Annotated in this window: 15 protein-coding genes; all 15 read right to left on the bottom strand. The window is 31.0% G+C overall.

Annotated features, from left to right (window positions below):
* On the bottom strand, positions 1 to 633 hold a 633-nt coding region (locus tag HMPREF0077_RS10395), incomplete at its 3' end, for a leucine-rich repeat domain-containing protein (protein WP_004837745.1).
* On the bottom strand, positions 620 to 859 hold the full coding sequence (locus HMPREF0077_RS09245; protein ID WP_001080402.1) for a hypothetical protein: 240 nt from the start codon (positions 857 to 859) through the stop codon (positions 620 to 622). The genes HMPREF0077_RS10395 and HMPREF0077_RS09245, both read right to left, overlap by 14 nt.
* 14 nt (positions 860 to 873) lie before the next feature.
* On the bottom strand, positions 874 to 3,453 hold the full coding sequence (locus HMPREF0077_RS09240) for a CD1108 family mobile element protein (protein WP_004837744.1): 2,580 nt from the start codon (positions 3,451 to 3,453) through the stop codon (positions 874 to 876).
* Between the two features lie 7 nt (positions 3,454 to 3,460).
* The gene (locus HMPREF0077_RS09235) at positions 3,461 to 5,884 is read right to left on the bottom strand and encodes a VirB4-like conjugal transfer ATPase, CD1110 family (RefSeq protein WP_081445731.1); all 2,424 of its coding nucleotides are present in this window, start codon (positions 5,882 to 5,884) and stop codon (positions 3,461 to 3,463) included.
* Positions 5,775 to 6,185 (bottom strand): PrgI family protein, encoded by a 411-nt coding sequence (locus HMPREF0077_RS09230; RefSeq protein ID WP_004837742.1) that lies wholly within the window; start codon positions 6,183 to 6,185, stop codon positions 5,775 to 5,777. The genes HMPREF0077_RS09235 and HMPREF0077_RS09230 overlap by 110 nt, the downstream gene beginning before the upstream one ends.
* 1 nt (position 6,186) lies before the next feature.
* Complete coding sequence (locus tag HMPREF0077_RS09225) at positions 6,187 to 6,477, bottom strand: hypothetical protein (RefSeq protein ID WP_004837741.1); 291 nt, start codon at positions 6,475 to 6,477, stop codon at positions 6,187 to 6,189.
* Positions 6,478 to 6,486: 9 nt separating this feature from the next.
* The gene (locus tag HMPREF0077_RS09220; RefSeq protein WP_004026795.1) at positions 6,487 to 7,350 is read right to left on the bottom strand and encodes a VirB6/TrbL-like conjugal transfer protein, CD1112 family; all 864 of its coding nucleotides are present in this window, start codon (positions 7,348 to 7,350) and stop codon (positions 6,487 to 6,489) included.
* A gap of 10 nt (positions 7,351 to 7,360) precedes the next feature.
* Positions 7,361 to 7,576: a Maff2 family mobile element protein gene (locus HMPREF0077_RS09215; protein WP_000394203.1), complete on the bottom strand. Its 216-nt coding sequence runs from the start codon at positions 7,574 to 7,576 to the stop codon at positions 7,361 to 7,363.
* Between the two features lies 1 nt (position 7,577).
* Positions 7,578 to 7,889, bottom strand: a complete 312-nt coding sequence (locus tag HMPREF0077_RS09210; protein WP_004837740.1) for a hypothetical protein — start codon at positions 7,887 to 7,889, stop codon at positions 7,578 to 7,580.
* Between the two features lie 190 nt (positions 7,890 to 8,079).
* Positions 8,080 to 8,355 (bottom strand): hypothetical protein, encoded by a 276-nt coding sequence (locus HMPREF0077_RS09205; RefSeq protein WP_004827260.1) that lies wholly within the window; start codon positions 8,353 to 8,355, stop codon positions 8,080 to 8,082.
* An 18-nt stretch (positions 8,356 to 8,373) separates the two neighbouring features.
* Positions 8,374 to 10,170 (bottom strand): VirD4-like conjugal transfer protein, CD1115 family, encoded by a 1,797-nt coding sequence (locus tag HMPREF0077_RS09200; protein WP_004837739.1) that lies wholly within the window; start codon positions 10,168 to 10,170, stop codon positions 8,374 to 8,376.
* Entirely contained in the window at positions 10,163 to 10,897 is a 735-nt protein-coding gene (locus tag HMPREF0077_RS09195) for a phage antirepressor Ant (protein WP_004837738.1), read from the bottom strand. Before HMPREF0077_RS09195 ends, HMPREF0077_RS09200 begins: the two co-directional genes overlap by 8 nt.
* Complete coding sequence (locus HMPREF0077_RS09190) at positions 10,894 to 11,379, bottom strand: PcfB family protein (RefSeq protein WP_004837737.1); 486 nt, start codon at positions 11,377 to 11,379, stop codon at positions 10,894 to 10,896. The genes HMPREF0077_RS09195 and HMPREF0077_RS09190 overlap by 4 nt, the downstream gene beginning before the upstream one ends.
* A complete protein-coding gene (locus HMPREF0077_RS09185) occupies positions 11,372 to 12,199 on the bottom strand; it encodes an ATP-binding protein (RefSeq protein ID WP_004837736.1) in 828 nt (275 codons plus the stop codon). Before HMPREF0077_RS09185 ends, HMPREF0077_RS09190 begins: the two co-directional genes overlap by 8 nt.
* Positions 12,196 to 12,969, bottom strand: a complete 774-nt coding sequence (locus tag HMPREF0077_RS09180; protein ID WP_004837735.1) for a replication initiator protein A — start codon at positions 12,967 to 12,969, stop codon at positions 12,196 to 12,198. Before HMPREF0077_RS09180 ends, HMPREF0077_RS09185 begins: the two co-directional genes overlap by 4 nt.
* Positions 12,970 to 13,107 lie beyond the last annotated feature (138 nt).

Here is a 13,107-nt window from a genome sequence, read left to right as displayed (position 1 = left end):
CTCAACTTCTTGATTATGGAATACTCCCTTACTGTTAATGTTTGGATTGCCTAAAACTTTTACAGTGTGCAGTTTATTTCTTGAAAAAGCATACTGTTCAATTGTCTTCACAGACTTCGGTATAGTTATTTCTTGAAGGTTATTTCTTTCAAAAGCATTATGTTCAATATTTACCAAAGTATTAGGTAAAGTTACTTCTCTAAGTCCACAATTGAAAAATGCTAAACCACCAAGATAAGTTAGACTATTTGATAGTTTTACTTCATCTATACTTGCTTCGTAAAAGGCAGCATAACCTAAATGCTTAACAGAATCAGGAATAATTACTTTATCCCAATGTTTGCCACGCCCAAATTCTCTTTTATATCTAAGTTCATCGTTTGAATGACTTAAAGAATAATTTCCATTTATAGACTTCGTTCCTTCAGGAAATACTAGAATATTTGTCTTTTCTTTCTTTTCTAAGCCCTTATCACTAAAAGCGATTATATTTCCCTCAGAGGAATACATAAAATCATCTTCCGTCCAAGTAACATCAGACTTTGCAAATGCACTTGTATGCACAGTTGATGTTAAAACTAATAAAAGAGCCATAAAAAAGGCTCTTAGTCTGTTCGTATTAAATTTCTTCATTATGAATGTTCTCCTTTTCTTTTAATTTCTCTTCTCTTTTTCTATCATTGATTTTCTCCATTAATTCTTCCAAGCTAATATTGTTCCTCCTAAGAGTTACAATTATTTCTTCATTTTCAACCTGTATTTCTTCATCGCAAATTTCCTTGTATTTTGCATTTAAATCTTTCAATTTCTCTTCTATTTTTTTCTTTTTGTTTCTAATACTTATAAGCTTCCTGTTCACATAATATCTCCCTTCTATCTAGGTCTTCCAAAACCATAAAAGTGTGATTTCCAATATTTTGAATTTATTGATGTGTATTGAATTGGATCTCCTGCGTGAATCATCATTCCATTACCTGCGTATATTCCTACGTGAGATATTGGTGTTCCACTGTTATATGTTGAGTGGAAAAATATAATATCTCCAGGTTGAGCTTCACTTGGACTTACTGGATTACAATAGTCTTTGTATATTCTCCATGCAGTTGTTCTTGGCATTCTCTTTACACCAGACTTTGTAAATGACCAACATACAAAACCTGAACAGTCAAAGTTAGATGGTCCACTTGCTCCAAACACATATCTTTTACCTATATGTTTTTCTGCTTCATTAAATAAGGCTTTGGCAGTAGCTGAATCAAAAGCAAGACCAGGATTTCCAAAGTTTGGATTGTCTACTATTTCTCCTAAGTCCCCATTACCTGATCCAAAAACATCTCCCATATTCCCCTTAGCTTCAAGAAGAGCTTCATAATGAACTACATTGTCTGGATAATCTTTAAATATTTCCCTAACAACTTCATCCATTTCTTTTTTCTTTAAAGTTACAATTAACTTTTTATATTCGTACTCTTCTTTTTCATAGCTAGTATAAGGATTGCCACGACTATCATATCTAGTTCTTGCTACTGTTCTTGTTCTAATTTCAATTTCTTCCTTAAAGTCAAGCTTATACATCTTATCGAAAAGTTCTTTTAAAATTCCTTTTACTTCAGACGCTGATTTTACTTCTCCACATCTTGAAGTTATATAGGATAAGAGTTCATGGGTATTATGACCAATTTCTCCTTCTTTATTTATAATATATTCGTCATATCCAGGATGACTTGTTTTTACACTTTCGATTTGTGATTGTAGATCATATTCCATTGATGAAAATTCTTGATTAACTTCACTTAGAACTGTATCTTGTGATAGGTATGTTGTTGTCATTACTGAGTTTACTGAGTTACTTATTCCACTCATACCAACACTTCCGCCACCAATCATGATTGATAGCATAAGACCTAGTCCTATTACTAGAAATAGAACCATCTTACTTTTTCTTACGATTAGCTCTTTAGAAGCCTTACCTAAACTTAAAATAGCTTTTTTAACTCTATCTACAAGTCTTGTTTCGTGCTTTTTAGCTATCATGCTCTTCATTTGCTTTCTTTGGTAAAACTTCTTAAATCTATTTTTCTTTATATAGGCATCTGACTTTTTTAAATCTTCCAAGCCGCTTTTAAACTCCAGCTTGCTTTTTCTCTTTCTTATTTTCTTATCAAGTTTAGATAGCTTTTTTAAGGACTTTTTCTTTTTGTCTAACTTATACTTCCTTATTCCATGCTGGAGTTTTGAGCTTACATTAGCGGCCTTTTCTCCAGATTCTACACCAGTATTATCAGATCCTGAACTTAAATAATCTCTCACTAACTCTGAAGACTTAGCTCCAGATAATAAAACCCCAGAAGATAGACCTCCTTTAGTTTTATTCTTTAAAATATTATCCTTTAGCTTGCTTTTAGACTTTTCAAGCTCTCCAATCTTTTTATCTGAGATAAAATCTTTAACATCTTGTGCTTTCTTAGAATCTTTCGGTGTACCTTTCTTAGATTCATTTTTTAAGTCATCAATTTTCTTTCGAGTAAATTTATTACTTTCATAATTTTTTCTCTTATAGTAAGTCTTCTTCTTGTTAACTTTCTTTTGTTCTGAAGGTTTAAGGCTTGTTTCCTTTTCATCTTTTATAAATTCAAGATTATTGTCTTTAAGCTCAGAATTATCAAAAGTTTTATCTGTATCAACTTCACTTAGCTTACTTTCTTTATCTATTTCTTTAGAAAATTTTTCCTTATCTCTAAACTTCTTTTCTTGATAAAGCTTCTGCTTTTGCTTTTTATCGATATTAGTATTACTTTCGTTCTTACTTACTTCATCTTTAATAAGCTTATCTTTTCTATATACTCTCTTGCTTTTCTTTGCTTCAAAAGGTTTTTCTTCACTTGTATGAATTCGCTTAGACTCTTTCTCGTTGATTTTGTCTTGGAATTTATCCTTACTATGGATAAGTTTATCCTCATAATTTTTAAGAACTTGTCTTTTACTTGATGGCTTCTTATTGCTTATTGGTTGAGCCTTAGCTGAAATATCATCTGTTGTTAGTTTATTAGAATTAATATTTCTACTGTTTTCACTATCAAAATTTACCTTTTTGATATCTACATCTAACTCTTCATCAAGTTTAAAGCTTTCATCTGTCTTTATTTCAAGATTAGCTTGTTTTGTTTCTTCAGCCTTATTCTTATTATCTAAAACTTCTTTTCTAATTCTTTCCTTGTTTTTAGACTTCTGAAAATCTTTTAGTTTATCTTGTTTTTGATCTTTAACTAATACATTCTCATGAATAAGTTTAGATTCTTTTTCTGAAATTTTATCTCCGAACCTATCCTTATTCTTAATAATCTTATTGGTATAATCATCTGAATGAACAAGTTTACTATCCATATTCTTTTCAGGAGCGTCCCTATTTCGTATAATTTTCTTTTGAAAATCTTTTTTTAGTTTTTTATCCATATCACACCTACTTAGCTTCTTCTGGTTTTGTTGTCATTAGCTTATATAGCATGGTGTCTTTAGGGAATTTATCTATAAATGGAACAATAGTATTTCCAAAGAATAAGAGTCCCTCACCTGCATTTGAATTAGTTATATAGTTTAACTGATAAGGCGATATTTTTAATTTCTTAGCAAGAATATCCCTATCTCCAGATGCTTGATTTAACATTAGAACAAAGTCTGTATTATCAAAGATATTTTCAATTTCCTGACTTGTTAAAAGGTCTTTTACGTTTTGTGTTATACCTGTTGGAATACCACCCCATTTTCTAAATCTTTTCCAGATTTCTACTGAATATGAAGCAGTTTGTGGGTCTTTTAATAAAAGGTGGAACTCATCTATATAGTATCTAGTAGACTTGCTTCCTCTATTTAGGGAAACCTTGTTCCAAACCTGGTCTTGAATTACAAGCATACCTATTTTTTTAAGTTGTGTTCCTAGCTCTTTTATATCAAAACAGAGTAGTTGTCTATTTAAGTCAACATTTGACCTATTATTAAATACATTAAGACTTCCCTTAACATAAATTTCCATTTCTGTTGCTAGTTTTCTACCGACTCCCTCTTCTTGAGATAGGAGCATATCGTATAAATCTCCTAATATTGGCATATTTTCTGGTTTTGGGTCTTCAAAATATTTTTGGTATATCTTTGGTAAGCACCTATCTATAACTGATTTTTCTGCAGCAGTAAGACCAGATCCTCCTACTACAAGTTCAAGCATAGACATTATGAAGTTTGCCTTATCCTTTAAAGGTGCGTCCCCATCTCCATAGTTCATATTAATATCTAGTGGATTAAGGTAGTCCTTTGATTTTGCTGAAACTTTAATAACTTCTCCATTAAATTGTTTTACAAGGTTTGAATACTCGCCTTCAGGATCACAAATAATTACATCATCGTCTGTTACAAGAATTGCATTTGCCATCTCTCTCTTTGCCGAGAAAGATTTACCAGAACCTGGTGTTCCTAATATTAATCCGTTAGGGTTCTTGAGTTTCTTCCTATCTGCCATAATTAAGTTTTGGCTAAGGGCATTTAAGCCATAGTACAAAGAATTTGCTGAATCAATAAATAGCTCTTCTGTTGTAAAAGGCATAAATACTGCCGTTGATGATGAAGTTAAAAATCTTTTTATCTCGACTTGGTTAACTCCTAGAGGTAAGACAGAAACAAGTCCTTGCTCTTGCTGATGAGATAATCTTTTCACCTGACAATTATGTCTGTTAGCAATTGATGAGATTTGAGCAATAGTATTTTCTAATTTTTGATTAGTCCTAGCAAAATTCATCATTACTATGGTAACTACAAAGAGCCTTTCATCTCTATTTTGTAAGTCAGATAACATGGACTTAACATCCGCACCAAAAGTATTTATATCTGATGGAATAATATCCATATCATATCCTGCTCGAACTGCTTTCTTTTGTTCTTCAATTTTCATTCTATCCAGGTCTGTATTTTTTCTCTTAATGAGTTTAATGGCTTCTGCTTGTTCAACTACATCTATATGAAAAGCTACATAAATATTGTCATCAATATCTAAAAACTCAGATAACATTCTGTCTGATAACTCACTTGCAAGTATTTGAAAATGGCTTACTGCTCCAATATATTTACCAAATTTAAAATTATTTGCTGGTGCAAAATTAAAGATATTGGGAGTTATATGTGACTTTGTAGACTCTTTCTTCTTCAAATCTTTATATGAAAAATAAAAGTTTTTGTCTGGATTTAACATATCGTGAACAAGTCTTAGCCTTTCTTCACCATCAAGGCTTTCTGCTCTTACTCCCATAGATTTAAAGTTAGATAAAATATCTACTTCAAGTCTATTTAACTTTGCTCTTGCTTGCTCTAGGTTATCGGCTTCTGTTGTAAAGGTTATATACTTCATCTTTTTAAGTCCGTTATTGCCCTTTGCAAGTTGAAGCTTTAACATCTCCCTAAACTCTTTTCTTACATCGTCATAGAAGTCTCCCTTATCAGCAATTTTAATTGCATCTTGTAGGTCTTTATTTCTTCCTAATTGATTTACATACGAAAGTTCAATGTGGACACTTGGATCAAAAGAATTTAAAAAGTTGGCAAATTGGTTAAAGATTAAATCTCTATCTTCTTCCAATGCCAACTGGTAATTTATATCTTGAAATGAAATTGTCCTTGAATAATTTTTTTCATCTAACTGGCAAATGCCCTCTGGTAACATTCTTATATAGGGAATTGTATCTTCAACAGTAAATCTCTTTTTCTCTTTCTTTAAAAGTACACTTAGAAGACTATTTGTTGGTTCTTTCTTTGTTTTTAGCCTTCTTACTTCCTTTCGGTCTTTTTTTAATTGTTTTTCCCTTAGATTTAAGTCGCTGATTTGCTTTTTTCTTTGCTTCAAGGTATGCCTCCTTTCTTATTCTCTTAGTTGGTTGATAAAACTTATGAAGATAGAAAAATTTAAAATATTTTTCAAAAGTTAAAGTATCTTTTTCATATAAGGTTATAAAAAAGATTGGCAGGGTTACTATTAGCATTACAATGATAGAAACATCATTAGGTAGATATTTCTTCATAAATATATAGGTTGGTATGCCAATTAGTCCTGCCACAGAAAAACCTATAAGTTGTCTTTTAGTTAAGTTAAAGGCAACCTTTGTTTTAATCTTGTCCAAATCTTTTGGTATTGGTACATACGCCATTTTAATCTCCCTCTACTTCTTCTTTGGAAAGTTCAAGTATATGGTCATAATTAGATATTGTTTCCTCTTCTAGGTAGCTAATTCTTTCTTCTAATTCTTCTTGTTTTTCTTCATTTCTATCATTGTATTCTCCTTGATACATAACAAATTCATTGTGGCATCTTCCGAGTCTATTTATTCTCCTCTTTAAGTTTCTAATCTCTTCATTTCTTTTTTTCTCTTTTAAAATTTCATAAGTTCCTCCCAATAAAATTCCAAGTCCCAATAAAGCACAATTTTTCTTTTTTAACATTTATTCCTCCTAGTGCGTATTCATAATACTTTTTGCAACTGTTCCACTCTTAAACATCATAAGTCCAAGTAGTAGAGCATATCCTAATATACTAAACAAGCTTGCGTGAATATCTGTAATCTGTACCGTCCTTATTAAAACGGTATAGATACCTAAACATACCATCAAAAACAAACCTTGTAGTCCCAAGGCAAAAAGTCCCTTGATATAATTTGTTCCAATCTGACCCCATTCTTTATTTCCCATAGTCGCAAATGGTATGGATGATACTGATGAGTAGACATATATTTCAAACATACGCCCATATACTATTAATGTTATAACTAGTGATATTCCTTGAATTGCAATCCTTACAAGGCTCGTTTCAACCAGTATCATTAAAAGCTCACCTATTTCTTTTTCTTTTAATGCATCAACCATTGCAACTATCTGATCTCCTGAAACAGTGGCAGAAGTAGTGATTACCCCTGCCGCTTTGTTTACAAGATTTTGTGCCACATCAAAGACTGCCATTGAAAATTCAAACGCATGGCTTGCAAGGTAGACTGCTATAAACATCTTTATAATGTATTTGAAAAACTCAAAAGTATCTGTATCATGCATATTATTCTTTTGCATAACCATATTTATGAGTTCAATACATAATACTGCTGTTATGATAAGACCTGCTATTGGAACGATCACATTATCATTAATGTTTTTTATGAAGTTATACACTTCTCCATTCCAACCCATTGGTGTCTTCCCAACATCAGTTGCAATAACTCCTACCTTGTCATTTATATCTAAGAACATGGACTCAAGATTTGCTTTGATACCTCCGAGTAGCATATCCTTAAAAAATTCAGTTAGCTTGTCAAAGATACCAAACATAGACTTTCTCCTATTTTAAAGCATTTGCAAGTAGTGGAATTAATTTGATACCGATTAGCACAATTCCTCCACCAGCCATAAGCTGCTTAATACCTTGAGATTTAGCACCAGGGTTATCATTACCATAACCTTCCATTAAGTTAATAACTCCCCATGCTCCTAAACCTGCACCAATTGCAGTTACAAGTGTCTTTAAAACTCCAACTCCAGCTGTAAAAAATTCCATATTATTCCTCCTCGTTTTCTTTCTTATTTTCTATTTTGTTTAGTGATTTAACTATAAAGTTCTTGTAGACCTTATCTCCTTTTTTGTTCTCTTTGTAATATCCAAAGACATGGATCAGATCTCCTTTTTCAAATTCTTTTGCAATTTCTACCTTTTCTCCATATACTGAGCAATTTGTATATTCTTTGCCCTTTCCATAATTTTTAACAAGAGCAAAATTTGCTACTTGAACACTTTCTCCATCTTTTTCAAATTCTGAAAATTCAGCTTCCTTAACTAAATTTGCATTAATATTTATCATTTCTCTATCCATTAATTTCTTCTCCTTAATCCATAAATTTCAATTAAAAAAGCGACTGAAATTATATTTCAATCGCTAAATGTCTTATATATTAAATTGTTTTAAGTGGGACTTCTTATCCTTACCATTTTAACCTCCTAATTTTTAGTATAAAAAAAGGCGATAGAGTTTTTAATTTCTATCGCCTATTAATACCTTATTTCTAGTCTTCTAAAATCGATACTTCAAGGTCTATCGCTTTAAATGTAACAGTTATTCCTACTTCTTCTTTTACTGTTTTTTCAAATAGCTCAGCTATATCATATGGGGACATATCATATATATCTTCATACCATTCATTGCTTTCATCGTACATTGTCTCACATATTGCTTCAATATAATTTTTCTTATCCCTTGTGAGTTCTGTATCACTTTCCAGAATAAACTGCTCCCCATTTATATTTAATATAATTAAAGATGATTTTCTATTTTCACACATTTTGCTTTCTCCATATACTCAAATGTTTAACCTATTTATTTTATAACTTGATTTTAACTTTACCTTGTCTCTATTCGTTAAATACTCTTCCACATCAAACAAGTTTCTCTTATCATAATCTTCCAACAACTTGTAATTCTTATGCTTTGTAATATCGAATTTATCAGACAAGAAAGGTCTTACTCCTCTTAGCTGGTATATACACTTACCACCATCCATTACAGTTATTTCATCTTGGCTCATAAGTTCCTTACCAGTCTTTTGGTAATTTAGACCAAAAGATTTTTGGTTGGATCTTGTTTCTGATGTGTTATATAGGTCTATGGTTTCTTTTCCTAAGGTTTCTGATAATTCTTTTACTGTTGTTTTTTCTTTTCCTCCTAGAAAAAGTGTTGAGTCACAGTTACCAACTATTGTATCTGCATGGTCTTTATAGATTGCTTTTAATTGAGATTGTGCTTGCAGAATTATACTTGCTGATATTTCTCTTGAACGAATTGTCGCTATTAGTTTTTCAAATTTAGGAATCAAACCTATATTGGCAAACTCATCAAGTAGACACCTAACATGAACTGGAAGTCTTCCACCATACACATCATCTGCCTTATCACATAGTAGATTAAATAATTGAGAATACATTATTGAGACTACAAAGTTAAAAGTATCATCAGTATCTGATATTATTACGAATAGAGCAGTTTTCCTATCTCCAATTTTATCGAGCTCTAATTCATCTTCGCTCATTAGTTCTCTAAGTTCTCTTATATCAAAAGGTGCAAGTCTTGCACCACAAGATATTAGAATTGACTTGGCAGTTTTTCCTGCTGCCAGTTTATATTTCTTATATTGCTTAACTGCAAAATGACTTGGATCTTTCTTTTCAAGAGCTTCAAAGAGTCTATCAATTGGATTCATATAGGTTTCGTCATCTTCTCTAACCTCACTTGCGTCAATCATATCTAAAAGCGTTTTAAAATTCTTTTCTTCTTCTGGTGCTTCATAATAAATATAACCGATAAGGGCAGTATAATATAACTTTTCAGCCTTTACCCAGAAATCTTCTCCTGCCTTTTCTCCATCTCCCTTGGTGTTGGCAATAATTGTTTGGACAAGCTTTAAAATATCTTTTTCACTTCTCAAATATGCAAAGGGATTGTATTTCATAGATTTTTTAAAGTTTATTGTGTTTAATATCTTTATGTCATATCCATTTTCATAAAGCATTTTTCCACACTCTAACACAAGTGTGCCTTTAGGATCTGTTACTACATAGGAAGAATGCATTTGCATTAGATTTGGCTTGACATAAAATCTTGTCTTACCTGATCCAGAACCACCTATTACTAATACATTTTTATTTCTAGCATACTTAGGGTTCTTAGGTCTTGAGTTCATTGTTAGTCTTTCGGTATTAGTTATTAGTACATTGTTTTCAAACTTAGGGTCTATATATGGAGCAATATCCTTGCTTTCTCCCCATCTTGCAGATCCATATTCCTTACCTTGCCTATATTTCTTTTTGTTTTTACCTTTACTATATACTATTAGCTTAACAATGGCAGCAACTGAAATACCTACTAACAAGTCCCTTGGATTAAGGCTTGGTATATAAGATAAAGTTCCTATATCAGAAATTCCCACCATTATTCTGTCAATTATATCTCCTCCAACATAAGAATTGATGTGCTTAGAAAAGATATTTCCAATATAAAAAAATGATAAATAAGGAATGTTTGCTAATATAAATTTCTTTGGGTTGTCTATTTTAATTAAGTTTTTAATATCAGAAAGAATGGCTTCTAATATCTTATTCATCGTAGAAACCTTCACTATCTAATAAAATTAGTAGGTAGTGTCTTCCCTTTTGTGTTATAAATGTTTGTATTCCTACAAGTGTACCTAGTGGATCAACCCATTCTTTGACCTCAAAATATCCCTTGTTCTTATCTGCATAAGGTAGAAGTTTCTTTTTCTTATCTCTATAAATTAATCCCTTATCCATTAAAAAACTTATAAATTGATTTTGTGGTATTCCTAACTCTTTGGCAGTATTTCTAAAGTTTGTAAGTAGGTTATAATCTACTAATTTGTCATAATAGTCTGCCTTTGGTCTTAATTCTACAATTTCTTCTTCTCTTTCAGCAATAATTCTATTGGCTACAAGAATTGCATCTGCAAGTAACTCTTCATTAGTTTTCTTTTCTTGCCCTACTATATATCCTCCATTTTTTCTAATACTTGGTAAGACTTCTCTAGTTACCCAAGCTTTGAATATTTTTGCTTGTGGTAGTTTTGATGAAAGGATAAGTGAATACAATCCTGATTCGTTAATTATTGAAATATTCTGTATTCCTCCAGGGGTGTTCCATTTCGTTACACCCTTATCTTCTTCGTCTACATGGTCATAAATAGCTTTTCTGGGATTGACATATCCTAGCATAGTTGCTACTTCATTTGCTATAAAGAAAAACTCACCATCTTTTTCAATAACAGTGAGTTTCCCAAAATTCTTATTTTCAAATGTTTTTAGATTACTTATCATAAGCTTTGCTCCTTATGTTTATTTTTAACTTTATCTTTACTAATGGTGTCCTTAGCCATATCTTTAAACTTATTTATTGTCTTCGTTATTGAATCTTTTCTATCGACCTTTCTTTCAGAAACCTTGACTGCTTTTTTAAAGGCGTGTTCCATTACCTTTATATCCTTAGATTGAAAAAACACAGAGTGGTTACCAGTTTCTTTATCTTTCATAACAGAAAACTTCACTCCGTGCTTATTTAAAATTTTCTTTAGTTCTTTTAACTCAGGATCTTTTAGATTAATTTCTTCTAACTGTCCCTTTTTAACCATATCCTTTAGTTTTACTTCTTCTCCGTTATTTTTTATTACATTTTTCAAGCCTCCTTGTTCTTCTATTTGCTTGTGTACTTTCTTTAAGGCATCAAGAATTGCTTTACTTGTTGCTTTTGCAAGCCTTACTTCAAGGTTAAGGCTCGACCTAGATACTTCTTCATTAATCATCTATTCCACCTCCATATAAAAGTAACTCTTTGTATTTTCTTAACTTCTCTTGATGGATTTTTCTTCTAAAATCTTCTCCCCTAACTTTAACTGGTATTGTCATTTCAAGTATTCTTGAATATATTCTCTGATACTCAAGTTCAATATTAGGATTTTGAATAATTTCCAATGATAAGTTTGTAGTGAAAATTGTCGGCCTGCCTTTTAAGTATCTTGAGTTTATAATGTTATATACTTGTTCTCTTGCATAAGATGTATCCCTTTCAATTCCAAGATCGTCTAAGATTAACAAGGGAATATTAGAAAGGTTATCTATAATTTCATTTGAATCAACCTTAAATGCAGATTTTTGTATTTGATTTATAACCTGAGATAAATTCATAATCTTAACTTTAACTTGTTCTCTTTCAATTAATTCATTTGCAATAGAACAAGCAAGATAAGTCTTTCCACTGCCAACATCTCCATAAAATAAAAGTCCAACATTGTCTTCCTTCATTTGTTCAAAACTTTTAGCATAATTGTAAGCAACCTTGTAAGCTTGACCTTTTTCATTTAGGAATTTCTCAAAAGTATATTGGTGTTGGTTTGGCGATGAAAAACAATCTCTTTTTAGCGATGATATTCTCGTTAATATTTCTCTTTCTGCATTTTCCATATCTCTTTTTATTTCACATTCACATTTAATTCTTGGAATAAACTTTGTAAATCCAAGGTCAAGTAATTCTCCATCGACTCTTTTACCACATGATTTACAATAGATATGTCCATTTCTTTCAACATCATTTTTTCTTAATACAAAATCTTTTAAACTTTTCATAAACTCTCTCCTATATCGTAATTCATTTTTCTTGTTGATTTGTCATTCATGCTTTTCGCCTGATCATTAAGATACCAGTTAATTATTGTTGCCTTGTGATCTTGATACACTCTGTTATTTGCTTTCATATATGACGACAATCTATCAATGTATTCATTAATTCTACTTCCTAGCTCATTTGTTAAGTCCTTGTATTCTTCATCAGTCAAAAATATATTTTTATATATTCCATAAGGCTTTTGCCCTTTACTAAAATCATTCTTTCTTAACTCATTATTTCTAATATTGTTATAGTTACCTTCCGATTTTCGAAAATCTTGACTTTCGATATTCGAATCTCTTGAATTTCGATTATCGAACTTCTGGAATTTTGTTTTTCGAACATCTTGATTTTTTAATTCCATATTATTAAATATGCTCATAAAGTCTTTAACATAAATTCTGTTAGGCTTTCCCAGTCCTTGTCTTTTCTTTTCAATAAGTCCTATCCCTGATTTAATATCAAGTTCAGCTATTAATTTATTTGCTTTTTCACTTGCACAATTAAATTGATCTTTTATACTTTCTATTGTGTAGTAAATAAAGACTTTTCCATCATCATCTATCCAGCCATTTTTATATGAAAGACCCATTCGATTAAGCATATATGAATACAAAACTTTAGCTTCAATAGAAATGCTCTCAAAAATCTCATCTTCCATTAATACAATAGGTAACCTAATGAAGTTATACATCTCAGATTGCCTATTATAAAAATAATCAAAATTCATTCCTACCTCCTCTCTTTAAAATAAAAAAAGACGACAGAATTATTGCTTTCTATCGTCTAAAATTTACATGTTAAATTTTCATCACTAAATAAGACTCTTTAAAGAATCCTTAGTTTTATTGGTATGCTATTTACAATA

This window comes from Anaerococcus tetradius ATCC 35098 (genome assembly GCF_000159095.1).
GTDB classification, from domain to species: Bacteria; Bacillota; Clostridia; order Tissierellales; family Peptoniphilaceae; genus Anaerococcus; species Anaerococcus tetradius.
This window is presented reverse-complemented; position numbering and strand designations above follow the sequence as displayed.

Excerpts from the sequence above, each read along its gene's own strand:
- HMPREF0077_RS09240 (WP_004837744.1), bottom strand. The coding sequence starts at position 3,453 with ATGGATAAAAAACTAAAAAAAGATTTTCAAAAGAAAATTATACGAAAT.
- HMPREF0077_RS09230 (WP_004837742.1), bottom strand. The coding sequence starts at position 6,185 with ATGGCGTATGTACCAATACCAAAAGATTTGGACAAGATTAAAACAAAG.
- HMPREF0077_RS09225 (WP_004837741.1), bottom strand. The coding sequence starts at position 6,477 with ATGTTAAAAAAGAAAAATTGTGCTTTATTGGGACTTGGAATTTTATTG.
- HMPREF0077_RS09220 (WP_004026795.1), bottom strand. The coding sequence starts at position 7,350 with ATGTTTGGTATCTTTGACAAGCTAACTGAATTTTTTAAGGATATGCTA.
- HMPREF0077_RS09215 (WP_000394203.1), bottom strand. The coding sequence starts at position 7,576 with ATGGAATTTTTTACAGCTGGAGTTGGAGTTTTAAAGACACTTGTAACT.
- HMPREF0077_RS09210 (WP_004837740.1), bottom strand. The coding sequence starts at position 7,889 with ATGGATAGAGAAATGATAAATATTAATGCAAATTTAGTTAAGGAAGCT.
- HMPREF0077_RS09205 (WP_004827260.1), bottom strand. The coding sequence starts at position 8,355 with ATGTGTGAAAATAGAAAATCATCTTTAATTATATTAAATATAAATGGG.
- HMPREF0077_RS09200 (WP_004837739.1), bottom strand. The coding sequence starts at position 10,170 with ATGAATAAGATATTAGAAGCCATTCTTTCTGATATTAAAAACTTAATT.
- HMPREF0077_RS09195 (WP_004837738.1), bottom strand. The coding sequence starts at position 10,897 with ATGATAAGTAATCTAAAAACATTTGAAAATAAGAATTTTGGGAAACTC.
- HMPREF0077_RS09190 (WP_004837737.1), bottom strand. The coding sequence starts at position 11,379 with ATGATTAATGAAGAAGTATCTAGGTCGAGCCTTAACCTTGAAGTAAGG.
- HMPREF0077_RS09185 (WP_004837736.1), bottom strand. The coding sequence starts at position 12,199 with ATGAAAAGTTTAAAAGATTTTGTATTAAGAAAAAATGATGTTGAAAGA.
- HMPREF0077_RS09180 (WP_004837735.1), bottom strand. The coding sequence starts at position 12,969 with ATGAATTTTGATTATTTTTATAATAGGCAATCTGAGATGTATAACTTC.